This is a genomic window from Hymenobacter endophyticus (genome assembly GCF_032464715.1).
In the GTDB taxonomy this organism is placed as follows: Bacteria; Bacteroidota; Bacteroidia; order Cytophagales; family Hymenobacteraceae; genus Hymenobacter; species Hymenobacter endophyticus.
This window is the reverse complement of the sequence record NZ_JAWDJT010000008.1, coordinates 140452-165792: the sequence shown is the minus strand read 5'-3', so window position 1 is coordinate 165792 and position 25341 is coordinate 140452. Positions and strand designations below refer to the sequence as shown.

The window sequence follows — 25341 nt, the reverse complement described above, 5'->3', positions numbered from 1 at the left end:
TTTCAATAATAAATAAGACGATTCGATTTTATATATCTATATTCACCACACACCTACCCAATTAGTGCTTCTACATGAAGATTTCGTGCCTGCTTCTCGATGATGATCCGCTCGTGTTGGACCTACTACAGGCGTACGTGGCCATGACGGATATCCTGGATGTTAAGGCCGCTTTTACTGATCCGCTTAGCGCGCACCGCTACCTACTGGAAAACCCGGTACAAGTGCTTTTTTCGGATGTTACCATGCCCCATCTGAGCGGCATTGACTTGGTTCGGTCTCTACACCAGCCCCCGCTGGTAATCCTGATGACGGCCTATCCGCAGTACGCTATGGAGGGGTTCAACCTGGATGTTATCGACTTCCTGCTAAAGCCCATTTCCCTGGACCGCTTTCTGAAGGCAGTAAACAAAGTAGCTGGTATTCTGCGCGTAAGTACTTCCGCCGCCGATGCTCAGAATGATACGCTCACGGGTTGGGGTTCCTTTTTTATCCGCACTGACGCCCAGTTTGTGCGCCTGCACTACCGGGAGGTGCTCTACATTGAGGCACTGAAGGACTTCACCAAAATCAACACCTCCGACGGCCGTACCCACCTGACGTTGGTAAACCTGAAAAACCTGGAGGAGCAGCTGCCGCCCGGTATGTTCGTGCGCACGCACCGCTCCTACTTAGTCAATGCGGCCCGCATCGATTCAGTAAGCAACTTAGAAGTGAAAGTGAGCGGCCATGCCCTGCCCCTGGGCCAGACGTATCGGGAACGGGTAACGGAGCGCATCGTGAACCGTTCCCTCATTCGGCGCCAACATTAAATTGGTGGCTGTTGGGAGCCAAAACATGAGTTCCGATTTTTCCTACTTAGGCAGCTTCTTTAGCCCGCCAGAGTCGCCACCACGGCAGGTAGGGCTGGTCGTGGTGCTCGTAGTGGTACCCAAAAAAGTAGCAGCTGATGAATGCCCAAACGTGGTGGCGCAGCTGGCTCCGCGACTTGTGCGGGTTTTCGGGGGCGTGCTCACCCCGATGCGGCAGGTAGGTACCGAAATAGAACAGCTGCAGAGTAGCCAGCACGGCCGGTACCATCCAGAAGGCAATGACGTTGGCCGCCGGAAAGAAGTACTTGAGCACGTTGTAGGTCACAGCCATTAGCACTACCTGCACAACGGTTACGTAGTTCCAAGCGAAGCGCGCAAACCAGAACAGAAAGCTGGCATGCTGACCATCATGAAAGTCGGGGTCGTCTTCGGTAGCCACATGGCGGTGGTGCGCGTGGTGCTTGGGCAGCATCCGGGGAAACCAGTTGAAGGCAAACAGCCCGGCCGTAAGCGTACCGATGAGGTTGTTGAGGCGCTTGCGGGAACTTACCACCCCGTGCATGGCATCGTGGGCGGTGATGAACAGCCCCGTGTACAAGTGAGTTTGCACCAGAGCCAGCAGATACGGCCAGGGGCTTCGCCAGTTGGGCTCATAATACCCCAGCAGAAATACCAGCAGCCCAGCCCAGGTAGCTATAATAAGACCAGCGGCTACCACCCCACGCCACCCCAGCGGCCTAGGCTGCACCCGCGTAGGCCGGCTAGCAGTAGCAGTGGTAGGAGCAGCAACTGACATATGACTCGGAATTGGGCTAAAAGGCAAGTAGCATATCGCGCACCTGCTCCATTTGCCACATGGGCGTACTAGTGGCCCCACAAATACCCACCGACTGCCCCGGCTGAAACCACGACGGGCACAGCTCTTCGGCTTTGGAAATAAAGTGCGTGGCGGGGTTCGTATCCCGGCACACCTGGTACAGTACCTTGCCGTTGGAGCTTTTCGTACCCGACACAAATACAACCTGATCAAACTGCGCCGCAAAACGCCGCAGGTCCTTGTCACGGTTGCTTACCTGCCGGCAGATGGTGTCGTTGGCATTTACCTGGTAACCCCGCTCCTCCAGGTTTTCTTTCACCCGATAAAAAGAATCGGTGCTTTTGGTAGTTTGGCTGTAGAGGGTGATGTTTTGGGGCAGCTCGTGTTGTAGCAGCTCCTCCAAGTTCTCAAACACCACGGCTTGCCCACTGGTCTGGCCCAGCAACCCGCGCACTTCGGCGTGCCCATGTTTGCCGTAGATAAATATCTTCTCGCTCCGGTCAAAGCTGCTCTTGATGCGGTTCTGCAGCTTGAGTACTACCGGGCACGAGGCATCTATCAGGGTGAGGTTGTTTTCCAGGGCCATCTGGTAGGTGCTGGGTGGCTCCCCGTGCGCCCGAATCAGGACGGCCTCTTCCCGTAGCTTGGCCAACTGGTCATAATCAATAATGCGAAGTCCTCGCCGCTGCAGGCGCTCCACTTCCTCATCATTATGCACAATGTCGCCGAGGCAATACAAATACCCCTGCTCATCCAGCAGGTCTTCGGCCATTTGAATGGCATAGATAACGCCGAAGCAAAAGCCGGAATTGGGGTCGATACGGACGCTCAGGTGGTACGGCATAGCTAGCGGACTAACAGCGGCGGACCGCATAATGTTGCGCTCATTGGGTGGAAGATAGAACACAAACCGCGAAACTCCGCAGTGGTTTAGTTTTCGCTCCGCCTTAAAACGCCCCGAAGGCTTTCCGCTTTTCCAAGTCCCGGATTACCCGCTCCTCGGCCGGTGATGCCCGCAACACTTCCTGGTTGCGCCAAAAGGCCGGATCATAGGCTTTTTTGCTGGCCTGCTTGAGGTCGTTGTAGCCAACTCCGGTGGTTTTGTAGCCTTTGCCGGCGGGCTGGGCAGTGTAGCGGTAAAAGAACAGGTTCCCGTTGATGGTGGTGGTATCGGTCTGCCCCCGGTAGCGCAATACTACCTGCTGCTCGGCCCTGATGGACTGCAGACGGCTTAGCGAGTCGCGGTGCGGAGCGAAATCCACGGTCAGCTGCATGGTTTGTCCATCCAGGGTAGTGCCTTGCCGCAGCTGCATAGCCATTAGGTGCTCAATCGGAATCTGGGCATCTACCCGGCGGAGCGCGGCCGTATTGAAATCAATGTACAGGGTTCCTTCCGGCACAAACCGGTCTACCCCGGGGCGTTTGCTAAACTCGATGACGGCAGTTTCCTGGCCTTTGTTTTCCAGTACCTCCCGTAGCTGAAACGTAAAAAACTCGGTGCTACCCGGGCTCAACGGCACCGATACCGTACGCCGGCTGGGCTTGGGGTCGAACACGGGAATCAGCCGCAGGGCGGCGGAAAAGTTGCTCATGTCCACGCCCGTATCCTCAGCGGCGGAACCGTAGCGGGCCTGTTGCAGCTGCCAGCCATTGATGCCCTGCCCATCGAACCGAACATCATAAAAGGCATCCAGAAACTCGGTGTAGCGGCCGTTGTGGCGCTGCTTCTGCCGGTAAAAAGCCTGGCCGAACTCCTCTTCTTTCTGGTGCCGGGCCAGTTTGGCGTAGGCCCGCTTCACTAGCTCGGCGGCCAGCTGATCGGGGTTGCGCACTTTCACCTCGGGCAAAGCCACAGTGCTGGCTTTGAGCGTAATCGTAACCGGCGCCCCGGAGGTCACGCTCAGCACTGTGGGGGCATACCCTAAGCTTACTACTGCCAGCTTCTGCGGCAATTTCGTTACGCGCAAACTAAATTCCCCAGCCTCATTGGTAGCGGTGCCAGGCTCGGCGCCCGGTACACCCACGTTGGCGTAGGGGACGGGCTGCCCTTGCTCATCCAGCACTTTGCCTTTCAACTGCGTTTGTTGCGCGGCGGCGGCAAGTGAGCTGGCAAGGGCGGCGGTCAGGAGCAGTAGTTTCTTCATAGAACAGCAAATATGAGAGCGGGCCGGAATACCAATCAGCACACGAATGGCCCGGCCCTACAACGAACAACTACCTGGCCAGGATATACCGAGGCCCCGCTTTTCCGGCTGAAAAGCGGGGCCTTTTACGTGCAGAGCTGGTAAAAATCAGAGGGCCGCCAGCTTTTGGGCCTCTTCCTCCGACACATGGCCCCGTTCTACCATGAAGTTGCGCACCAGCCCGAAGGATTCCGCATCGAGGCCGGATTTGGGGTGTTTCAGCAGGGTGCTCACTAAAAACTGCCGGTCTTCTTCTACGTGCGGGCTCATCCCTAAAAAGGATGGCAGGTTACTTTCCACGCTCAGCCGCAGAAACCGGATTTCGGCATTGTCGTTGTCCAGCTTCACGGCTTGGTCGAATAGCTTGCCGGCTTGCTGCACGTAGGTGAGCTTGTTGAACATGGAAGCATCACGGGCCCGAATGGCCTCGGCCGCGGCTTTGTAGGCTAGTACCACAGCGTCCTGCTTATCGTAGGCAGCCATGAGCTTATGAAATTTCTCGCCGGCCTCTTTACTGGTGGCGGCCTGCTGGTAGTGGCGGCGCAGCTGGTGCACGGCGTAAGGATTTGCTTCGGTTGACACGAGGGTGGTAAACGTCAGGGACAGGAAAAGAAACAGAAATCGGGTCAGCTTCACGCGCAACGGGGTTGGTAGAAGAGCACAAAGTAACGGGGCTATTTGGTAGCACGCCTGATTTCTTCTTCCTACGGCAATTTACTTGCCAATGGCTGATACCAGCTACACCCGCGCCAGCCGGTAGCGGAAGTAAGACCCCAGCAGCAGCAGCAGCTTGGTATTGTTGGGCACGCGCACCCGCTCCCCCAGAATGGTAGCGGCCGGCAGCTGGCGGATTTTATGAAAAAGCTTGAGGTAGTATACGTAAGCCAGGTACACGCCCAACCGGGCCGCTTTGGGTAGCTGCACAATACCAGCATAGCCCGCCTCAAAATCGGCCCGGATATCGGCCTCAATGCTGCGCTTTACCTCATCCGTGAACCGCTCATACTGCACCCCAGGAAAATATACCCGGCCCCGCTCCTCAAAATCAGAACGGACGTCGCGCAGGAAGTTCACCTTCTGAAACGCCGAGCCCAGCCGCCGGGCCGGCTCCCGCAGGTGGTCGAATAAGGCAGTGTCGCCCTCGCAGAAAATCCGCAGGCACATGAGCCCTACCACCTCGGCTGAGCCGTAGATGTACTGCTCGTATAACGACTGGTTGTAGCTTCGGTCGTCCAGGTCCATTTCCATGCTGAACAGGAAGGCGTCGATAAATTCCCGGTCGATGCCGTAGCGGCGCACTACGTCCTGAAACGCGTGCAGCACGGGGTTCAGGCTCAGGCCGATTTCCAGGGCCTCGTAGGTCTGCCGTTTAAAATCAGCAAACAGAGCGGCTTTGTCGTGGTCGTGGAAGGTGTCAACAATTTCGTCGGCCCAGCGCACAAACCCATACACGGAGTACACCGGCAAGTGAAAACGCTGATCCAGCGTGCGGATACCCAGCGTGAAAGACGTGCTGTAGCGCTTGGTTATCAGCTTGGCACAGGCCCGGCTGGTATCAGTAAATAAGGCAACGTGGTCCATTCTGCTGAGTTACTGATTCTCCTTTTCCACTTCGGCCGCCACTACCTGACCCGAAATGAGCGAGGGCGGCACGCCGGGTCCTGGCACGGTAAGCTGGCCCGTAAAATACAGATTCCGCACCTTTTTGCTTTTGAGCGAGGGTTTCAGGATGGCGGTTTGGCGCAGGGTGTTAGCCAGACCGTAGGCATTACCCTTGTAGCTGTGGTAGTCCTGCATGAAATCCTGGTGGGCGTAGCTGCGCTTGTACACCACCGCGTCGCGGATGCTGGTACCGCAGTGCTTTTCCAGCCGGTCCATGAGCAGGTTATAGTAATACTCCCGGGTTTCCTCGGGGTCGGGTAGGTTGGGGGCCACCGGAATCAGCAGGAAAATATTCTCGCAGCCTTCCGGGGCCACACTGGCGTCCGTCTGGCTGGGGGCCGAAACGTAGAACAGCGGCCGGCTGGGCCACCTCGGGTCCTCATAGATTTCCTGAGCGTGCAGGCTGAAATCTTCGTCGAAGAACAGGTTATGGTGGCGCAGGTTGGGCAGGCGCTTGTTCACGCCCAGGTAAAACAGCAACGACGACGGAGCCATCGTGCGTGAGTCCCAGTAATTCTCGTCGTACGTGCGCCACTCGGGGGCCAACAGGTGCTGCTCAGCGTGGTGGTAGTCGGCGCCGGCTACTACTATATCGGCGGGGCGGAAGCCCTGGGCAGTTTGCACGCCGGTGGCGCGGCCGTTTTCCACCACAATTTGCTGCACCTCTTGGTTATACTCCAGCCGTACGCCCTGCTCCTCAGCCAGGCGCACCATGCCTTCCACAATCTTGTGCATGCCCCCCATGGGGTACCAGGTGCCCAGCGCCAGGTCGGCGTAGTTCATGAGCGAGTACAGGGCCGGCGTGTTTTCAGAAGTAGCTCCGAGGAACAGAATCGGGAATTCCACCAGTTCCAGCAGGCGCGAGTCCCGGAAAAACTTGCGCACGTGCTTGTGCATGCTCTGCAACAGATCCAGGCGCACGGCGTCCAGGGCCAGCCGGGGGTCCATGAACTCCAGCAAAGAGCGGCCGGGCATGTGCACGAATTTGCCGATGCCCACCTTGTATTTGTAAGCCGCCTGCCGCAGAAACTCATCCAGCCGGGCACCGCTGCCGGGCTCGTACCGCTCAAACAGCTGGCGCAACTCGCTCATGGCCGCCGGAATATCCACGGCCTCGGGCCCTTTGAAGATTACCTGGTAAGAAGGATCCAGCCGCACCAGCTCGTAGTAGTCAGCCACTTTTTTACCGAAGCGGGCGAAATACTGCTCGAAAATATCGGGCATCCAGTACCAGCTGGGGCCCATATCGAAGGTGAAACCCTGCTCCCGGAACACGCGGGCCCGGCCGCCGGGTCCTTCGTTTTTCTCCAGAACGGTAACGCGGTAGCCCTTCTGGGCCAGGGAGGTAGCGGCCGACAGGCCGGCAAAACCGGACCCGATAACCAGAACGTGTGTAGAGGAAGCAGCAGCCAAGTGGTAAAGGTCAGATGAGGTGGGGTGCAAGCTACAATCCGGCAGGCACATCCAATTGTTTAGCTTCTTAAATGCCCGGGCCTGGCCTGTAGCACAAACAGACGGGCCGCAAACCACGTCACCTGGGATGGTAAACGTCGTCTGCGGCCCGCGATACGCCCGGGGCGGGTCTGTACTCTCTCCCTATTCCCTACACGCCGGGGGCGTATGTCTTCAACGCCTGCTTGAGCTCTTTGCGGGCGATGTGAATACGGTTCTTCACGGTTCCAATTGGAATTTGCAGCTTCTCAGCAATTTCCAGGTACTTGTACCCGATGTAGTACATCATAAACGGAGTCCGGTAATCGGCCGACAGGCCGGCAATGGCTTCGTTGATATCCGTTACTACGAAATCAGAGGTAGCTCCGTTGTGCGTAATGTAGTTTTCGTTGGTGTTGAAGTACTGGAAGTACTCCGTGCTGTCAATATTGCTATTGCGCTTGGTGATTTTGTTGTAATTGTTGATGAAGGTGTTGCGCATGATGGTGTACAACCACGCCTTCAAGTTGGTGCCCGCCTTGAACTTGTCTTTGTTCAGCATGGCTTTGAGCAAGGTTTCCTGCACCAGGTCCTTGGCATCGTCTGCGTCGCGCGTCAGGTTCATTGCCACGGGCTTCAGGGAGTAAGAAATCTTCTGTACTTGGTCGGTGAATTCCAGAGAGGTCATGCTGTTTAGCTTTTCGTGGCAAAAAGTTAAACAAATATACTCGGGTATTTTATAGTTGTACGTACCTACACGGATTTATTTTCTTTAATGCCCGTATTTCGCACGCCCCCTGCTCAGTTTGTAGCTCAACTGCCTGAGGGCAAACTTATTGGCAGCCAGTTACTGCAGCAGGCATACGCACTCAGCCCCGGCCAACTACTTGCTAGCAGTACGGCCGGGGCTGGGCAGAGTTTAGTAGTAACTGGTTACGCTATTGTTAACTCCGGTTGGGCCACGCAGGCTTCGGAGGTCGGCAGACTAGTAGCCAGCAGAATAAAATCGGTGATGAGAGCTAACCGGGAGGCATTGGCTGGCAAATCGAACTCCAGTTGGGCCAGCGGGCCATACAGAAACAGGCGAATATCCGGGCACAACTGGCTCAGCTGCTGCACATAATCCTGCACTTCGTGGCGCTCCGGCACGGCCGTCAGTACGGTTACTGCTGCATACGGTTGATACGTACTGCACACCTTTTCTATTTCTGCTATTGGCAGGTTTTGGCCCAGGTAGAGCACGTGGTGGCCCCGGCTGCGGAGCACGTAGTTCATGAACAACAGGGCCAGCTCGTGCATCTCACGCTCCGGCAGGAACAGTACCCAGCGGCGGGATGAGGCCGGCTGCACGGGCGGCAGCGCATCGGTGGCGGCCATGAGTTTCTGCCGGATCAGGTGCGTTACCAAGTGCTCCTGGGCCGGATTTACGGTACCGGCCTGCCACATCACTCCTATGCGCTGCAGAAACGGATACACCACGCGCAGTACGGCCTGCTCAAAACCATAGTGCTCTACCACCTGGTTCATGATGGCAGTAAGGTGGCACTCGTTCATTTCCAGCATGGCTGCCAGCAAGCCATTCACCTGGTGGCAGTACCGGTCGGCGTGAGCCGCGTCGTCGCAGGAAATAACGGCGCTGCACAACTCCTGCTCCGAGAGTTTAGCTACCTGCGAAATGCGGTAGCCCCGCCCGCACAGAGTAGCCACGTTCAGCAGACGGCGCAGGTCGTCGTCGCAGTAGGTACGGATGTTGGTGGCGGTGCGCACGGGCCGTAGAATACCGTAGCGCTGCTCCCATACTCGAATAGTGTGCGCCTTGATGCCCGAAAGCTGTTCCAAGTCGCTGATAGAAAAGTGTCCCACAATGCTAACCCTGCTTATCCTGCTGATACTCTGGCTGCGTGCTCTTCCCTCGCAGCACCCGCGTAGGAGCCGGCCGCCGCAGCGCCAATTGGTAATACTTCGGCGACACCCACAGCAGGCCAAACTCTTCGCTGCCATCACGGCCAGTGGTTTTATGATGAATTTTGTGAGCCATGTTCAAAGCCCGCAAATACGCATTGCGCGACTTGCGCCAGAACCGCAGCCGGCCATGAATCAGCACATCGTGCACAAAAAAGTACAGGGTACCGTAGCTGGCAATGCCCACTCCCATCCAAAACCGGAAGTCCTTTGCTGCCGAGCCATACATGATCAGCAGCATAGAAAGGGACCCGTAAAACAGGAAGAAGAAGTCGTTGCGCTCAAACGCGTGCGGGTGGCGCACGTGGTGGGAGCGGTGCAGAAACCACAGGGGGCCATGCAGCACAAACCGGTGCATAAACCAGGCTACAAACTCCATTCCCAGAAAAGTAGCCGTGGTTACGGCTACGGCTGCCAGTGTCGTCATAAGAGGCAAACCAGCGCGAAAGTGAGAAGTTTAAAAAACGTGCGTAAGGGAGAAAGGTACGATAATTCACTGCATGCCTGCAACTCACTCCCGTGGAAAGCGAAACAGCGAAACGGCTGCTACTCGCGGCAGAGCATGGAATTCGGGAGCAGTAGTGCTAGCCCCCTGAACTCTACGCCCTGCCGCGAGTAGCAGCCGGAAGCGCCGCGCTAATGACGCAGCGTTAATTTTCCCAGGTTATCTTTTCCTTATTGAGAAAAGCTGTGATACCGCGGCGGCAGTCATCGGAGCCCCTGGCCTCGGCATTCATGCGGGCGGCATAGCGCAGACTGTCCTCCAGAGGCATTTCCGGAATGCGGGCCAGCATTTCCTTGGTAGTTTCCATGCTTTGCCCCGAATTCTCGACACACAGGCGGCGGGCAAAGGCGTACACGTTGGCGGCTAGCTCCGAGCGAGGCACCAGGAAATTTACCAGACCAAAATCCAGGGCTGCCTGGGCCGAAATGGCGTCGCCGGTGAGCAGCAGCTGCTTGGTGCGGGCCTCCCCTATTTTACGCAGCAAAAACACGCTCACAATAGCCGGTAGAAACCCGATTTTCACTTCGGTATACCCGAATTTCGCTTCGGGCACCGCAAAAGCAAAGTCGCAGATGGTAGCTAAGCCGCATCCCCCAGCCAGGGCATGGCCCTGTACCTCCCCGATTACTACCTTTTTGAGGGTATAAATCTGATGGAAGAGCTGCATGAGATGGGTGGAGTCAGCTAAGTTATCAGTGTAGCCAAAACTTTGCAGCTCCTGAATATAGCCCAGGTCGGCGCCGGCGCAAAACACGGCGCCCTCGGCCCGAAGTACAATTACTTTGCAGGCTTCGTCGTCTTCGGCGAATTCAAAAGCCTGCTTCAATTCCGTGACCATTTCAGCGCTTAGGGCATTACGCTTGTCGGGACGGTTGAGGGTGATATAGCCGATAGAGTCTTGGGCTTCATAACGAATGAAACGCAGGTCTTCCAGTTCCTGAGTGGGCATGTCTTCCATGATCAGGGAGTTGCAGTACGGTGGATGAAAACCAGCGGACACCCGGCGCTTATCACCGAAGCATGGATGTGTGCTGATACAGATGGAACGCGCGAAAGCCAAACGTAGCAAAATTGATGCTACGCTGCTAGTCGCAGGATATACTAGTGAAAGGGGGGCTTCGGTTTCGGCTAATTCTGGAAACGGCCTTCCCTACCGCCCCCAGGACACAACGAATGCCCCTTGCAACGTTACATCGTGGGTTCGGAAGCCGGCGGAGCGCAACAAGGAATCCTGGCGCAGCACGTACCAGCTTTTACAGGAAGAATCGAAGACTACGGGCGCGGAGGTACCAAATACGGCAGCCAGCTGCCCGGGCTGCACGCGGGCGTTGCGGCGCAGCACTACCGCCGTGAGGCCGGGCACCGGCGCGGTGGCTGCGCTCAACGGCCCACTCACAAAAGCCAGTTTCCGGTTCTGCCAAGCGGCCAGCGTCAGGCCGGGCTCGGCCACCACGGCTGGTACCGGGCAGGCCTGCCAGCCGGGTCGGTAGCTTACCCGCCGCGCGTCCCGCCGGATGCTGCCGGGCACAATGCGGTAGGTCCGTTCAGTTTCGGTGAGCGGCAAAGAGTCTACCGTTACAATTTCGGCAGCTGCACCCTGCCAGAACCCCACCACTGAGCGGCGCGGAATACTGTAGATAATTAGCTCCTGGGTAGGAGCCAGCTGGTAGGCGGCCCACACCCGGCTACCGGCAAATACCCCCACCAGCGTGCAGGCCAGCGCCAGCCAGGTTAGCTGTTTGCGGGCGAAGAACACCAGCAACAGCAGCAGTACAGTCCCAATCAGCCAGACCTGCAGCGTGGTAACGTGGATGCCGGAAATCAGCGCCCCCGGCATTACGCGGCCAATCCAGAAGATGTACTGGTTAAACCACCGGATTAACATTTCAAACACGTAGGCCACACTCTGGGGGCCGTAATCCAGCACCCGCGCCACGCCCGGCAGAACCACGCCTACCAACGTCACCACGCCTTTCAGCGTCAGCAACCCCAGGCCTACGTACACTGCTATGCTGGAAATAGGCACGGCAATGAGGTTGGAGGCCAGAAAGCTGAGCGGAAACTGGTGAAAATAGTACAGTCCGAGCGGAAACGTGGCTACCTGCGCGGCCAGGGAAAGCGCCGTGGCCGACCACACGTACTGCAGAAATACCCCCAGCCACTGCCAGGATTTCTGCACGGGCTTGGACTGCCAGGGCCGCTGCTTGTTCAGGAACTGGGCTTTCGGATTCCACCAGCTTACAATGCGCGGCTGCAGATACACAATGCTGAGCACCGCCAGGAATGACAGCTGAAAGCCCACGTCGCAAAGCAGGTACGGGTCGTAGCAGAGCAGGCAGAAGGCGGCTACGGCCAGCAGGTTGTACATGGATATTTGCCGACTGGTAGCGCGCCCCACAATGAGGAACGAGAACATCACGGCGGCCCGCAGTACCGAAGCCGACAGCCCCGTCAGGAAGGCGTAGCTCCAGATAACGCCCAGCCCCAGTAAAGCCGTTACCAACCGAAACCAGGGTCCGCGCCGGCCGGGCACCCGCCCCAGCAGCCACGTTACCGCCCCAAACAGCAGCCCCACCTGCAGCCCCGATACGGCCATGATGTGCGTGGTACCCGTGTTGGCATAGGCCTGCTTGGTTTCCTGATCTACTTCATCTTTGATGCCCAACACCAGCGCCGAGGCCAGGGCATATTCCCGCTTAGCGTGCACGTACTGCCGGAAAACGCCATCCAGCACCCGCGCCGCCCGCATGGCCGCCGCCCGCAGCAAACTCGGCGGCCGGGTAGCTACTTGCAGGTATTGGTCAGGGTGAATGAACTGCTGATGATAGACCTGGTGATACTGCAAATAGCGGCGGTAGTCAAACTCGCCGGGATTCAGGGGCGCTTTGCTGGGAGCGGGGGTACCCCGCACTATCCATACGTCGCCGTAGTGCGGGGCCGTCAGCCCTTCCTCACGCGGAATAGACACCCGAATACCGCCCAGCGCCGGCCGCCAGCGCCCCGCCACCCGCACCGCCGACACGCGCACGGTGGTAGCGTAGGTAGCGGGCCGTACCACCGTATAGTCGTCTACCACGGCGCGGTAGTATTCCACGCGGTTGCCAAACTGGTATAAATGATTGGCATTGCGACTCTCAGTGGCCTGCTGGGTGAGTGCAGCGCCGGCTACGCCTAGTGTCAATACAGCCAATAGGCCCGCAGCATCGGTAGCGCCCGGCGTGGGTTGGCGGGCCGCCCACAGCTGCCCTATCAGGTACAAGGCGGCCAGACCCGCCACCCACCAGCGCAGATCGGGCAGCATTTGCCCGGCGTACAGGTAGAGCAGAATACCCAGAATCAGTGGCAGCACCAGCCGAACAGCCGCCGCGGAGGCCCATTTAATCTCCATAATCTCACCTGGAATTAGCAGCTATAGTAACGACGAATAAGCTCGTCCGCAGTCAGGCAGGTAAAATGGAGAAAATGTCCTGAATCACAAAGCCCTGCGCCGGCATCCTGTTGACAGGTTGCCGGCGCAGGGCTTCGGGCTACGGAGTAGTCCGGCCGCTTACCGGGGCCGCTGCCAGATCATCTTGTAGTGCTCAATACCGGCTTCCCAGAACGCCGCCCCGCTTTTCGCGAAGCCGTGGCGTTCATAAAAGCGCACGGCGGCCACCTGGGCATTGAGGTAAACCTCGGCCGTGGGATGGACCGCCTGCACATCCCGCAGCACGGCCGCCAGTAACGCCGCGCCCACCTGCTGGTTGCGGTACTCGGCCAGCACGGCAAAGCGCTCCAGCTTCACGCCGTTTTCGGTGGTGCGCCAGCGGGCGGCTCCGCAGGGCGTACCCTCCCCAGTTACGGCCAGATAATGTGTTGCGTCAGTTTGATCGTGATGGTCGTTTTCCAGCTCAGCAGGCACGTTTTGCCCCAATACAAACACCGTCCGGCGAATAGCCAAGGCCACGAGTAAGTCCTGTTCAGTAGTAATGCGGTGCGCAGTTGTCATGGGTACGTATAAGTGGCGTGTGGGAGGCAATGCCTAAATCGGCCAAAAGGGCAAGGGCGAAAATACAGCAGCGCAGACACACCGCACTGTCAGCAACCCTACAATGCAAAAACGGCTGCCTGCTGGCAGCCGTTTTCTCTGATTTCTACATACAACCAGCGCCAGTGCTTCATGGGCGCGGCTTCAGCTACCTTGCCAGTCTACTGCTCCTGATTCACGGGTAGCGGCTGCGTGCCATCATCCTCGCGGCGGGCATCGGGGTGCTTGCCGGGGTCGTGGTGGGCAATTTCATCCTGGCGACGCTGGTAGCTGGGGCGGTACTCGCGCACGGGGCGGTTGGCCTGGTCCTGCTGCTGCTGCACATCAAACTTGTCGTAGGCCTGCACAATCTGCTTCACCAGGCGGTGGCGCACCACGTCCTCGGCCGTCATTTCCACAAACCCAATACCGCTTACGCCCTGCAGAATATCCAAGGCCTGAATCAGCCCCGATTTCTGCTTGGTGGGCAGGTCAATCTGGCTCCGGTCCCCGTTCACCATCACCTTGGCATTCGGGCCCATGCGGGTCAAAAACATCTTCAGCTGCGAAGGTGTGGTGTTCTGGGCTTCATCCAGGAGCACAAAGGCATTGTTGAGCGTACGGCCCCGCATATAGGCCAGCGGCGCAATTTCGATGGTCTTGTTTTCGAGGTAGAACTTGAATTTCTCGGGCGGCAGCATGTCCTCCAACGCGTCGTAAATCGGGCGCAGGTAGGGGTCTACCTTCTCCTTCATATCACCGGGCAGAAAACCGAGGCTTTCCCCCGCCTCCACTACGGGCCGCGAAATGATGATTTTCTTAACCTCCTTGTTCTTAAGAGCCCGCACGGCCAGGGCCACCGAAATGTAGGTTTTGCCCGTACCGGCCGGCCCCAGCGCAAATACCAAGTCGTGCTTGAGCACCGTATCTACCAGCCGCTGCTGATTTGCCGTTTTGGCTTTGATAACACCGCCCTTGGCCCCGAACAGAATTACGTCCGGCGAGGCCGCCATGCGGGCCTCGTCCAGGTCTTCATCGGCTGATGACAGAAACTGGCTCACTGTTTTGTCGGTAATCTGCCCGTACTGGTGGTAGTGCTCCAGCAGTGCCGACAGGATATCGTTGATGCGGCTGATGACGGCCGTTTGGCCCTGAATCTTGATTTCGTTGCCGCGGGAAATGATTTTGCTACCCGGAAATGCAGCTGCCAGCTGCCGGATATTTTGGTTATCGGGCCCCAGAAATTCAACCAGAGACACGTTTTCCAGAGTGATGATTTTTTCGACCAAACTGAGGGAATTTAAGGGCGGAAGGAAAGTACAAGCGTCCGGGACAGACCCGACGTGACGCTATAAAAACAATAACAATAAAAATCAGCAGTTCGTTTCTGCTGCCGTTTCGCGGCAAAAAGTCTACTTTTGCCGCCCCCAGGAGGGCTTAGCAATAGTACGAATAACTCCCAATTTCCGGTCATGGGCCTGATTACGTTTCTGTCCGATTTTGGCTACCGCGACCATTACGTGGCAGCCGTGAAGGCCCGGATTCTGCAACTTGCCCCCCAGGTACCGGTGCTGGATATAACCCACGGCATCGAGCCCTTCAATATTGCGCACGCCGTGCACGTACTCGGAGCTGTGTACCAGGATTTTTCGGCTGGCACCGTCCACTTAGTGGGGGTGAATGACCTTGGCTCGCCGAAAGCAGCCTGGCACGCGGCCCGTTTCCAGGGGCACTACTTTGTATCCGCCGACAATGGCCTACTGCCTCTGCTCTGCGACGGCACGCCCGACGAGTTGGTGGTGCTGGGCGCGGGGCAAACGGCCACTGCCTCCCCTACTCGCGACTTGCTGGCTCCGGCCGCCGTGCACTTGGCCCAAGGTGGCTCCCTCTCCGACCTGGGCCCTGCTACCACCGAAACCTACCAGCTGCTAAACCGGCAGATGCGCCTGCAAGACAACCGCATCACCGGCCACGTGGTGCACGTCGACCACTACGGCAACCTCGTTACCGACATTAGTCGCACCGCCGTGGAGGTAGTAGGCCGTGACCGGCCCTGCACCATCCATTTCGCCCGCGAAACCGTGCGTGAAATTGTGCCGCACTTTCAGGCTGCCGCGCCCGGGGAGGCCGTGTGCATCTTCAACAGCCAAGACCGGCTCTGCATCGGCATCAACCAAGGCAATGCCTCTGAACTGCTGGGCCTGCACTTTGATTCCCAGGTTGATGTCCGGTTTGTGGGCTGATACTTACTCGATAAGTACAAGGCAAAACCCTATTGAATGTGCTATTAACACAGATTGTTTGTTTATATATTTATTATGTTAAGTAATTAGTGTCACTCTGTCAGTTTTAACTTTTGCTCTTTCATGCTGATCCGTATCGTGCGCATGACGTTTCACCCGGAACGCATACCTGAGTTCTTGGCGCTTTTTCAGCAGTCGGAAAACCAGATTCGTAACATGCCGGGCTGTCGTTTCCTAGAGCTTTGGCAGGATATTCATGAGCCAACTGTGTACTGCACCCATAGCCATTGGGACTCGGAAGATCAACTGAATGCGTACCGAAAGTCGGCCTTGTTTGGGCAGGTGTGGCCTGCTACGAAGGCCTTGTTTGCTGGACCTCCGTTGGCTTTTTCCGTACAGCCCGCTACTCTACCACCTCACTCAGCCCCTGCACTCTAGAATTTACAGCGGTGCATTGGGTTCTGTTTATCACTTCTGTATGCCCACACCCAATTACTTCGAGTTTTACGGTTTGCCGGAATCATTCCGCCCTGATGTGGCGGCCCTAAAGCGCCAGTACTACGCCCTGAGCCGTGAGTACCACCCCGATTTTCATGCTACCGCCACGCCAGAGAAGCAGCAGGAAATACTTCATCTGGCCACGCTCAACACCAATGCCTACCGGATTTTGTCTGATGCCGACCAGCGCATGGCTTATATTTTGGGCCATCATGGCCTATTAGAGGAGGGAAAACAAGAATTGCCTTCAGATTTTTTAATGGAAGTTATGGAGCTCAATGAGCAGCTTATGGAGTTGGAATTTGAGCCTGATTCTGCAGCGGTGGAGCGCCTCAGCGAAGAGGTTAACATTCTGAGTAACACGCTTGAATCCGGCATTGAGCCTGTACTGGCTGGGTACGATGGTTTACCCCATGAAGCCCGTCCCCAAGCCCTAACCCAAGTGCGAACTTATTACCTAAAAAAGCGCTACCTGTTGCGCATTCGCGAATCTCTGGCTAAGTTTGCCACCCGTTCCTGATCTACCGACAGAAACGGTTGACTTGCCCAGATGGCGGAATCGGTAGACGCGTCGGTCTCAAACACCGATATCGAAAGATGTGCCGGTTCGACCCCGGCTCTGGGTACAATAAAAAGGCCCCCTGCTCAACTGAGCAGGGGCCTTTTTATTGTAGCTCATTTCGCTACTGAATAAAGTCCGGGCGGATCAGATTTTCAAAGGTGAAAATTTCGTCCCATTTAGCTTGCGTCAGGAGGTGGCGCTCTGTAACGGCAATGTCATACACGGATTTGCCAGTTTTCAGGGCTTCCTTGGCAATTTCGGCAGAGGCTTCGTAGCCCAGCACTGGGTTGAGTTGGGTGACGATACCGATGCTGTTACGCACCATGTTTTCCGCGTGCTCTTTATTGGCGGTGATGCCTACCACGCACTTCTCGCGCAGGGTCCGGCAGGCGTTGGTCATGTAGCTGATGCTGGTGAACAGGGCGAAGCTGATTACCGGCTCCATCACGTTCAGCTGCAGTTGCCCACCTTCGGCGGCCATAGTCACCGTGAGGTCGGCCCCAATAACGTAGAAAGCCGTTTGATTGACTACTTCGGGCACTACCGGATTTACCTTACCGGGCATAATGCTGGAACCGGGCTGCAAGGGCGGCAGATTAATCTCAAACAAGCCCGTGCGCGGCCCTGAAGACAGGAGGCGCAGGTCATTGCAGATTTTGCTAAGCTTCACGGCCGTGCGCTTTAGCACCCCGGAAAGCTGCACGTAGGCCCCGGTATCGTAGGTGGCCTCAATCAGGTCGCCGGCCAAACTCAGGTCCAGGCCGGTGATGTCGCGCAGGTAGCGGGTCACTAGGTCGGCGTAGCCATGGGGGGCATTTACACCCGTACCAATGGCAGTTGCTCCCATGTTGATTTCGCTGATCAGGCGGCGGCTATCCTCAATCCGCAGCAGTTCCTCGCGCAGATTGGTAGCAAAGGCCCGGAATTCGTCGCCCATGCTCATGGGTACAGCATCCTGGAGCTGCGTACGGCCCATTTTCAGCACGTTCCGGAATTCGCCGCCTTTAGCTGCAAAGGCATCGGCCAACTCACCCAGCACGCCACTGTAGCCTACCAGCTTATTGCTGAGGGCAATCCGGAATGCCGTGGGATAGGCATCATTGGTACTTTGGGAACAGTTGACGTGGTTATTGGGGTGGCAGAACTGATATTCGCCTTTCTGATGGCCCATTATTTCCAGGGCTACATTGGCAATTACCTCGTTGGCATTCATGTTCACGGAAGTGCCTGCCCCGCCCTGAATCATATCGGTGAGGAATTGTCCATCAAACTCGCCGGCTGCTACCCGGTCGCAGGCCTGGGCAATAGCATCGGCAATTTCCGGCTGCAGAACGCCCAAGTCACGGTTAGCCAGGGCTGCGGCTTTCTTTACATAGGCCAGGGCCTGCACAAACAGCGGCTCAACCCGTAGCGGAATACCGGTAATAATGAAATTTTCCAGGGCCCGTAGCGTCTGGATACCATAGTATGCATCGGCGGGAATTTCACGCTCGCCCAGGAAATCGTGCTCAAGTCGGGAGTTAGTCATAGGGAAGGAAACTCGGTGGTGGGTGGTGTGCACAAGCGGCACGAAGGTAAGCACCCGGAAAAGGTGGGGCCGTGTGAGTATGAGTAGATGCGCTGTTGTACTGTGGCAGGGCTGTCGGGGTTGACTACTCTTCCTACTACATGGCATTTGCTTGCGCAGGCTATAATAGCCAAGTTAGAAGAGGGTCGTATCGGCAGGCCGTACAGCCTGGCAAGGCAGGCTGTTCTCCACCCCACCAGCCCGAGGGGTATATCTGTTTCCGAAGAAGACTTCTACCAAGGCCTGAGGGCGGCTGGGCTGGCAATGTTGCGTGCCCATCGTCAGAGGTATAATGCAGCCAGGGCAACTGTTCCCAGCTTCTATTCCAGCCTGATCAACAGGGCCATCATTGCCTTTTTACGAATATTTCGTAGTATTACGAATACATCGTAATTATAAACATTTGGTTTCCCTACATTCTGCTTGCTTACGCAGTAAGTTGGCTACAGCGGGCAGAAATCAGACAATTGCCCATCTATCCACTGCTTTGATGAAACCGCCGACTCGGTTGTTTTCGTCTTTTTTCTGGTTCTATGCTGACACGGCTGTACTTTTTGTTAGGATTATTAGGGCTGCTGGCGGGACCAGCCTGGGGACAAGCCCGCCTGAGTGGTGTGGTACTGGACTCTCTGACGCGGCAACCGCTGCCCTTCGGCACGGTGTTCCTGGCCAGTACCACCCTGGGTGCTACCACCGATGACGCGGGTCGGTTTGCGTTTGCGCGGGTGCCGGCGGGCACGTATGAGGTGGTAGCTTCTTATGTGGGCTACCAGCTGCGGCGGCAGGTAGTAACGGTAGGCACCCAACCCCAGGAGCTAGCATTTCAGCTACCAGCCTCGGCCAATGCGCTGCGCGAGGTGGTAGTACGCCCCCACCCGAACAACCCCAACGACTACCTGAAATTTGCCAGCACTTTCTTGGGCGGCACCTCGTTTTCCCGCCAATGCCGCATCCGCAACCCCGATGCTGTGCGCGTTGATTATGACTTGGACAGTAACGAGCTGACGGCTACTTGTAGCGACTACCTGACGGTGGAAAACCGGGCTTTGGGCTACCGCGTGAAATACTATGGCCTCGATTTCCACTTAAATTTTCGGGAGCAATGGATGTCGTTTTACGGCTCCCCGGTGTTTGAGCCCATGAAGGCGCGCTCCCGGAAGGAGCAGCGCCGCTGGGAGGCCAACCGCCAGCAGGCGTACATTGGCTCACTTACGCACTTCCTGCGCAGTGTGCAGGCCAACGAGGTAGAATCCCAGGGATTTAAGGTACAGCGGCTGCGGCGGGTACCCAACCCGGCCCGCTCCCGGGCCGACAGTTTGCTGGCCTTGCTGCGGGCCCGGGCCGCTACGCTTCGCCCACTCAACCCCCAGCAGTTCGACGACTCACTTTCCCGCCTGGTTAAAGTGCCGGCTCAATTCACCTACCTGTTTACCCAACCCCTACCAGCCACGCAGTTCCGGGAAGTGTTGCCTACTGGCCGTGTTGCCCTGCGGTTTGCTGATTTGCTGCAAGTCACCTTCGACCGGGAACCCGCCGACCCGGCCTACATAGAGTACACGGCCCGTACCTCCGCGCCGGGCAGCACGCTGCCGGCCGGCTTAAGCACACAGGTATCGGTGCTGCACCTGCAACAGCAGCCGCGGGTGGAGCTGCAGATGAATGGGCAGCCTGTGAACCCGCTTGGCCTACTCACGGAAGGCTACTGGGGGTTTGAGAAGATGGGAGAATTTATGCCGGTTGACTATGAGCCCCCGGTTGCTAGGGCCCGGCCCTAGTGTTGTATACTGGCGGCAGATACTCGCTTCGTTGGCTACGCCTAGCACGTGCCTCGTCCCTGCCGCTACACCCTGTACCGGCTGCTATGCTGGCACTTTTCGAAACCCTATAAATACCTGATTATTAAGCTTATTGATAGTGCTGCTAACTCAGCTGCAGGCCATGCACTACATACTGGCTGGCTTTATTCGGAGACGCTACTCCTGACGGACGAGCAGCCAACAAAAATTCCGCGCCCGGCTCTACTGCCCGGCGCGGAATCTGTACGCTATACTCCCGCTGCACTACTACGCGGCCTGCACCATCGGCTGGGCCAGTTGCGCATCCAGGATTTCTACCACAAACCCCTGCTCCGGGGAGTATGACTTGCGGTAGAACACGGTTACCTGACGCCCGCGCACTGACGTAGTGGTGGTGGAGCATACCTCGCCGTAGGCCTTTTCTTTCTCCAGGAAAGGCCGCAGCAACTCAATGGTGGGTAAAAACTCGGCGGGCAAAATTCCGTGCTGCTCCTGCAGCTTCACGGCGCTTACCGGGTACAGAAAACGAGTGTTGAACAGAATCATAGAAGGCTGAATTATCGAGGTGCATTCTGATGAGGAAGTGCCTGAAAAACAGCCTTCACACCCATTTAATTCCCGCTTCGGGCCAGATAGTTCACCAGAAACAGCTAGAGGCTTAACTCCACTACTACGGCCGTGGAGCCCCCGGCGTCATCATCGGTTACCAGCAGTAGCTCCAGCTGTTTGGGGCCCATTTCCCGGTATACAGCCACGCCCTCTACCTTACTGCGGAAGGCCCGGCCATCGGGCCAGCGGAGCGGGGCCAGCTCCAGGGGCAGCACCCGGCGTTTGTCAGGGGGCAGTAGGGCCAGTTCCCCCACGAACGAGCCTAGCACGACCCCATCCTGCACCGCATCTACCGTATCCTCCACCGAGGCCGTTACCAGCAGCCGACCATTCTGCCAGACAGCGCCCGAAAAGCCGGCAGGTTTGCCTTCCACTACGGGCAACTCAAACAATTGCCGGGTTACGGCGGGCAGCTGCGTCGTCTGGTGTTGCAGGTAGGCCCAGGTAGCGCCGAGCGGCAGCCGAAACAGCAAATTACCAGTTCCCACCCCTACCGTCCGCTGAAAAAGCAGCAGTTCCGTGGGGGTAGCCGCTGCCGCTTCCAAGTTGAGGATAATACCGCTGGGCAGTTGCTGGCGCAGCGCGGCATATAAGCCACTTAGGCTGAGCGGGTAAACAGTCCCGGCCATACCTTCGGGCTGCAGAGGCACCCAAAACCCCTGCTCCCGGGCAGGGGTAGCCCCCGAGCCCAGCACGAGTAGCCCGGTTTCCCCGCTTGGTACCGTCAGGGCGGTCAGGCACTCCAGGTCCTGCTTGACGTCTTTGGGAATGCGCCCGGTGCTGAAGTGGGCCGTTTCGAACAAGGTGGTGCGAGCCCCGGCGGCCAGGGTAGCTGCATTCAACTGATACAAAAACGGCGCATCATCCCCGATTACGTAGGCTACCTCCCCAACTATTTCCACGCCTGAGGCCGACGGCAAGTTCGGCAGCACCATTTCCCGACGAATAAGAGCCTGCATACTGTGTTGGTTTAGTAGTACTGGAAGTACTGCGGGTACTTGCTTAAAGTTACCAAAACGCCCCACTGGCAGCTGCTGGTGGGGCGTTAGGTGCACGGTTACGGCGGCAGCCGACTACTTCACAATGGTAAACTCCACCCGGCGGTTGAGCTTGCGAGTTTCTTCCTGCTCATTGGAGGCCCGGGGGCGGCTGCCGCCGTACCCGACGGTGCTGATGCGGTTTTCGGCCACTCCCCGCGTTACCAGGTAGCGTTTCACTTCTGCTACCCGCTCCTCTGAAAGCTTCACATTCAATTCGGCGCGACCCTGGTTATCGGTATGGCCTTCCAGGCGAATGTTGACCGTAGGGTTATCCTGCAGGGTGCGGGCCAGGCGGTTGAGCTCAGTGTAGGAAGCCGGCAGCAGCGTAAATTTGCCCTGGGCGAAAATCAGGGTGGGTAGCTCCAGACTGGAGCCCACAGCGGCCGGCACCAAAGCCAGCTCCAGGGTGCGGGAACCCGTGACGCTGATGGTATCGGTGGCCGTGAGGTAGCCGGCGCGGGCCGCTTGCACCCGGTAGCGGCCGGGCGGCAGCGTGAGTTGGAAGCTACCGGCAGCGGCATCGGTGCGGGCTGTGGCGTTGAAGATAATGTTGGGGTCCAGGCGCACTGCTTTTACCTCGGTAGCCAGTGGCTTGCGGGTTTTTGCATCCAGCGTGCGGCCAGTGAACAAGGCGCGGGCTACCACAGCGGGGGCTGCCGGCGTTACTGGCGCCACCGCAACCGTGGTAGCCGTATCGATTACGGGCACTACCCCGGCAGCCGTCCGAAACAGGTCGGCGGGGCCATTGGCAGTGCTGGAGGAGCAGTAGTACGCTTGCTTACCATCGGCGGTGAGGCTCAGATAAGCGTCAAAGCCGGGGCCGTTCAGGGGGGCACCTAGGTTGCGCGGTTCCGTCCAGCGGGTCCAGGAGTCGTCGAGGCGGGTAGTCACAAAAATATCAGCGCTGCCGTAGCCAGCGTGGCCGTAGGAGCTGAAGTAGAGCGTTTTGCCATCGGCCGCCAGCCAGGGGGCAAACTCAAAACCGGGCGAGTTTACCACGCCGCCCAGGTTAAAGGGCTCTGTCCAAAGTCCGTCGGCAGTGGGGCGACTCACGTATAAATCGTTAGCGCCCTGGGAGTCGCCGCGCTCCAGGCTCAGCAGCAGAATCTGCTGATCGGGGGTCATGTAAAAGGAAGTGGCGGGCCCGGCCGAATAATAGTTGGCTATTTCCAGGGCCTGAGGCTTCACGTTCTTACCGGTGGCGTTGCGGTCTACGCGGCTCACGCCCTCATCCCGAAACAGGCCGTCGCGCTGGTAGTCGCCGCGCACCAGCAGGGTGCGGCCCTCCTGCACCACAGCCATTACGCCGTTGTTTTGGGTAGTGTTCAGGGCGTCAAGGCGGGTGGCGGGGGCCCAGGTACGGCCGTTGTTAGCCGAAGTACTCATCCAAATATCACCCGACTCGGTGATGCCTTCCTTGTTGCCCTGGTAGCGGGTGCGCGCAAAGTAGAGCGTGTTGCCATCGGGCGCCAGCACGGGCTGCAGCTCATTACCGGTGGTTGTGTTCAGGCTCAGTAGGGGCTCGGGGGCACCAAAGCCGGGCTGGGTGGGGTCTACGTTCAGGTGCAGCTTAAACAGCTTCCATTGCTGGGTGGAGCGGTTTTGGGCGCGCTGCCCCACAATGGGCGTACCGTTAAACTTATCGGCGGCGGCCAGGCTGGCGCACTTATCGTTGCCCCGGCTGATAAGCAGAAAACTGCCTACCGGGCCCGAGGGTACTAGTTTCCACTGCTGATAAAAGCTGCCCGTCCAGGGGCGCTGCACCAGGGGCGCGTTGTCGTCGGGCTTCTCCAGGGTGAGGCATTTACCACTGTGGCGGGCTTCAATGCGGTAAAAATCACTGCCTTTAGCGGCCGGCACGAAGCGCCACTGCTGGCTATTGGCATGCGTGAATTCCCATTGCACAGTGGCTGCCCCGGCTTCCGTGGAGGCATTGGTAACATCCAAGGAACGGCCGCTACTGCGCGCCACAACGCCGTACCAGGCTGCTTCGTCGGGCAAGAAGGTAGTTTGGGCCTGCCCTGACACGGTAATCAATACAAAACAAAGCGCTAGCCAAAGCGCCGGGATACGAACCTGCAAATCAATCATGCACGCAAAACGGATGGACCGGCCCGCAAGTTAGCCGAAATGCCGGGCCGGCGGGTTCCGGCAGCAAACAGGCGCTGCCTTTCCCAGAGGAAAAACAGCGCCTGTTTGCCGTATCATACTTGCCACTATGTATTTGCTAAGGACTAGCCGCCAGCCGGTTCCATGCAAAAACCCGGGTGCAAGAATTGGCTAATTGTTGTTGATGTACTTGAACCGCACAAACCGGTCGTTTTCATAGATGGCCGTAAAATGACCACCGCTTTTAGTTTCGGTTTTGCGCTCAGGCGCACGGTGGGTGCTGGTGGCGGTTGGCACAGCGGGATAAGCCCCGGGAGCCATACCGGGTACATGGCAAATAAAGGAGAGGATTTTTGATGGCATGGTCTGCTGTGCGTTAGGCGTTAAATGTTTAGACATGAGCTGCGAAGTCAGAAGAGAGAAACTGTTGAGTTGTAGAGAAATCTGCGGACGAATCAATCGATACAATATAAATATATTATCATTTGATTGAACGATGCTAAGGTATATTTTTTCACCCATACAAGTAAATCAGTAGCAGCCCTGATTTTTACCTCCGTACCAGTACGGATAGACATACGCAAGCCCCGCAACCGCCCTACGGGCGCTTACGGGGTATTATTTTAAATAAAACTTAGCTAATCAGCGAGTTACCTCCGGCGCATATCACCTTACTCTTCCTGTCCCCGCCTGTACGCTCCCGACAGGCCTGCTTTCTCTCTTAGCACGATTCTGGGTTGACTGCACTACTGTAGCTCCACCGTAGCGCAATGTGCGGCGGCATTATACGGCGGATTTTGCCGCTGCTTCTAATCGATTAGCTTATTGCGCATGGCGTATTGAATCAGGCCCACCACCGACTTGGAATTGGTTTTGGTAAATAGGTTACGCCGGTGCGTTTCCACGGTCCGCTCACTGATGAAAAGGGTTTCGGCAATGGCCTGATTGGAAAACTCCCGGGCAATCAGCCGCAGTATTTCCTGCTCCCGCCCCGTCAGTTCCACCGCTTTGGCGGCCTGCAGGCTGGCTGGAATTTGCAGGTTTTGCAGCAGGGTGTGCGCCACATCGTGGCTGAAATAGTTTTGCCCGGCCGCCACCTGCCTGATGGCCTCACTTAGCTCGGCCCGACTGGCTGTTTTGAGCACGTAACCGGAGCCACCGGCCTCCAGCACTTCAGCCACCGTCGCATGGTCATGGAACATACTCAGGATCAGAACCCGCACGGAAGGCCAGGTAGTGCGAATGGCACGGGCTAGCTCCACCCCGCTCATCTCGGGCATGTTCAGATCCAGCACGGCCACCCTCACCTCAGGGTGGCTGGCCAGAAGCCGCAGGGCCTCGCTGCCGCTGTGCGCCTGAATTACCACGTGTAGGTCGGTTTCCGGGCGGAGCATGCTCTTGATGCCTTCCACTATCACCGGATGATCATCGACCAGCAGCACCGGAATAACTTGCGTAGATAGTGTACTTGCCATTCGGTGGGGAAAAGAGGATAAGGAGCGGTGCAGCAATAGAGCCTGGCGGCTGAGTAAGCCGCAA

At 57.5% G+C, this 25341-nt stretch carries 24 protein-coding genes and 1 tRNA gene; 6 read left to right on the top strand and 19 right to left on the bottom strand.

Annotated features, from left to right (window positions below; genetic code table 11):
• Positions 1–74 precede the first annotated feature (74 nt).
• The gene (locus tag ROI90_RS13145; RefSeq protein WP_315998808.1) at positions 75–812 is read left to right on the top strand and encodes a LytR/AlgR family response regulator transcription factor; all 738 of its coding nucleotides are present in this window, start codon (positions 75–77) and stop codon (positions 810–812) included.
• A 46-nt stretch (positions 813–858) separates the two neighbouring features.
• On the opposite strand, the gene ROI90_RS13140 is transcribed toward ROI90_RS13145, so the two are convergent.
• From ROI90_RS13140 to ROI90_RS13080, 13 genes are all read right to left on the bottom strand, one after another.
• Positions 859–1608, bottom strand: a complete 750-nt coding sequence (locus tag ROI90_RS13140; RefSeq protein ID WP_315998807.1) for a fatty acid desaturase — start codon at positions 1606–1608, stop codon at positions 859–861.
• A gap of 16 nt (positions 1609–1624) precedes the next feature.
• On the bottom strand, positions 1625–2473 hold the full coding sequence (locus ROI90_RS13135) for a 4-hydroxy-3-methylbut-2-enyl diphosphate reductase (protein ID WP_315998806.1): 849 nt from the start codon (positions 2471–2473) through the stop codon (positions 1625–1627).
• 103 nt (positions 2474–2576) lie between these two features.
• Positions 2577–3773, bottom strand: a complete 1197-nt coding sequence (locus ROI90_RS13130) for a carboxypeptidase-like regulatory domain-containing protein (RefSeq protein ID WP_315998805.1) — start codon at positions 3771–3773, stop codon at positions 2577–2579.
• Between the two features lie 147 nt (positions 3774–3920).
• A complete protein-coding gene (locus tag ROI90_RS13125; RefSeq protein WP_315998804.1) occupies positions 3921–4448 on the bottom strand; it encodes a hypothetical protein in 528 nt (175 codons plus the stop codon).
• Between the two features lie 102 nt (positions 4449–4550).
• Positions 4551–5393 carry a phytoene/squalene synthase family protein gene (locus tag ROI90_RS13120; protein WP_315998803.1) on the bottom strand — a complete coding sequence of 281 codons (843 nt, stop codon included), beginning with the start codon at positions 5391–5393 and terminating at the stop codon, positions 4551–4553.
• A gap of 9 nt (positions 5394–5402) precedes the next feature.
• Positions 5403–6887 carry a phytoene desaturase family protein gene (locus ROI90_RS13115; RefSeq protein WP_315998802.1) on the bottom strand — a complete coding sequence of 495 codons (1485 nt, stop codon included), beginning with the start codon at positions 6885–6887 and terminating at the stop codon, positions 5403–5405.
• 190 nt (positions 6888–7077) lie between these two features.
• Positions 7078–7593, bottom strand: coding sequence for a sigma-70 family RNA polymerase sigma factor (locus ROI90_RS13110; RefSeq protein WP_125422645.1), 516 nt, complete (start codon positions 7591–7593; stop codon positions 7078–7080).
• 245 nt (positions 7594–7838) lie between these two features.
• Complete coding sequence (locus ROI90_RS13105) at positions 7839–8768, bottom strand: MerR family transcriptional regulator (protein ID WP_315998801.1); 930 nt, start codon at positions 8766–8768, stop codon at positions 7839–7841.
• Positions 8769–8772: 4 nt separating this feature from the next.
• A complete protein-coding gene (locus ROI90_RS13100; RefSeq protein ID WP_315998800.1) occupies positions 8773–9294 on the bottom strand; it encodes a sterol desaturase family protein in 522 nt (173 codons plus the stop codon).
• 223 nt (positions 9295–9517) lie between these two features.
• The gene (locus ROI90_RS13095) at positions 9518–10330 is read right to left on the bottom strand and encodes an enoyl-CoA hydratase/isomerase family protein (protein ID WP_315998799.1); all 813 of its coding nucleotides are present in this window, start codon (positions 10328–10330) and stop codon (positions 9518–9520) included.
• A 192-nt stretch (positions 10331–10522) separates the two neighbouring features.
• Positions 10523–12760 (bottom strand): ComEC/Rec2 family competence protein, encoded by a 2238-nt coding sequence (locus ROI90_RS13090; RefSeq protein ID WP_315998798.1) that lies wholly within the window; start codon positions 12758–12760, stop codon positions 10523–10525.
• A 159-nt stretch (positions 12761–12919) separates the two neighbouring features.
• Positions 12920–13360 (bottom strand): GNAT family N-acetyltransferase, encoded by a 441-nt coding sequence (locus tag ROI90_RS13085; protein ID WP_315998797.1) that lies wholly within the window; start codon positions 13358–13360, stop codon positions 12920–12922.
• Between the two features lie 200 nt (positions 13361–13560).
• Positions 13561–14667 (bottom strand): PhoH family protein, encoded by a 1107-nt coding sequence (locus ROI90_RS13080; RefSeq protein WP_315998796.1) that lies wholly within the window; start codon positions 14665–14667, stop codon positions 13561–13563.
• A gap of 183 nt (positions 14668–14850) precedes the next feature.
• Here ROI90_RS13080 and ROI90_RS13075 point away from each other — a divergent pair, with 183 nt between their 5' ends.
• The 4 genes from ROI90_RS13075 to ROI90_RS13060 all read left to right on the top strand — a co-directional run bounded on the left by ROI90_RS13075 (position 14851) and on the right by ROI90_RS13060 (position 16745).
• A complete protein-coding gene (locus ROI90_RS13075; RefSeq protein ID WP_315998795.1) occupies positions 14851–15621 on the top strand; it encodes an SAM hydrolase/SAM-dependent halogenase family protein in 771 nt (256 codons plus the stop codon).
• Positions 15622–15744: 123 nt separating this feature from the next.
• Entirely contained in the window at positions 15745–16059 is a 315-nt protein-coding gene (locus ROI90_RS13070) for a putative quinol monooxygenase (RefSeq protein ID WP_315998794.1), read from the top strand.
• Between the two features lie 40 nt (positions 16060–16099).
• On the top strand, positions 16100–16639 hold the full coding sequence (locus ROI90_RS13065) for an iron-sulfur cluster co-chaperone HscB C-terminal domain-containing protein (RefSeq protein ID WP_315998793.1): 540 nt from the start codon (positions 16100–16102) through the stop codon (positions 16637–16639).
• Positions 16640–16663: 24 nt separating this feature from the next.
• Positions 16664–16745: transfer RNA gene (locus ROI90_RS13060), tRNA-Leu, on the top strand.
• A gap of 57 nt (positions 16746–16802) precedes the next feature.
• Here ROI90_RS13060 and aspA read toward each other — a convergent pair.
• Positions 16803–18209 carry an aspartate ammonia-lyase gene (aspA, locus tag ROI90_RS13055; protein WP_315998792.1) on the bottom strand — a complete coding sequence of 469 codons (1407 nt, stop codon included), beginning with the start codon at positions 18207–18209 and terminating at the stop codon, positions 16803–16805.
• A gap of 572 nt (positions 18210–18781) precedes the next feature.
• Between aspA and ROI90_RS13050 the strand changes: the two genes are divergently transcribed.
• Positions 18782–20023, top strand: coding sequence for a carboxypeptidase-like regulatory domain-containing protein (locus tag ROI90_RS13050; protein WP_315998791.1), 1242 nt, complete (start codon positions 18782–18784; stop codon positions 20021–20023).
• Between the two features lie 288 nt (positions 20024–20311).
• Here ROI90_RS13050 and ROI90_RS13045 read toward each other — a convergent pair whose 3' ends face one another.
• The 5 genes from ROI90_RS13045 to ROI90_RS13025 all read right to left on the bottom strand — a co-directional run bounded on the left by ROI90_RS13045 (position 20312) and on the right by ROI90_RS13025 (position 25277).
• Complete coding sequence (locus ROI90_RS13045) at positions 20312–20590, bottom strand: hypothetical protein (protein ID WP_315998790.1); 279 nt, start codon at positions 20588–20590, stop codon at positions 20312–20314.
• A 104-nt stretch (positions 20591–20694) separates the two neighbouring features.
• The gene (locus ROI90_RS13040) at positions 20695–21612 is read right to left on the bottom strand and encodes a DUF6929 family protein (RefSeq protein WP_315998789.1); all 918 of its coding nucleotides are present in this window, start codon (positions 21610–21612) and stop codon (positions 20695–20697) included.
• Positions 21613–21726: 114 nt separating this feature from the next.
• A complete protein-coding gene (locus ROI90_RS13035; RefSeq protein ID WP_315998915.1) occupies positions 21727–23721 on the bottom strand; it encodes an RICIN domain-containing protein in 1995 nt (664 codons plus the stop codon).
• A 252-nt stretch (positions 23722–23973) separates the two neighbouring features.
• The gene (locus ROI90_RS13030; protein ID WP_315998788.1) at positions 23974–24324 is read right to left on the bottom strand and encodes a hypothetical protein; all 351 of its coding nucleotides are present in this window, start codon (positions 24322–24324) and stop codon (positions 23974–23976) included.
• A gap of 287 nt (positions 24325–24611) precedes the next feature.
• Complete coding sequence (locus ROI90_RS13025; protein WP_315998787.1) at positions 24612–25277, bottom strand: response regulator transcription factor; 666 nt, start codon at positions 25275–25277, stop codon at positions 24612–24614.
• Between the last annotated feature and the right edge of the window lie 64 nt (positions 25278–25341).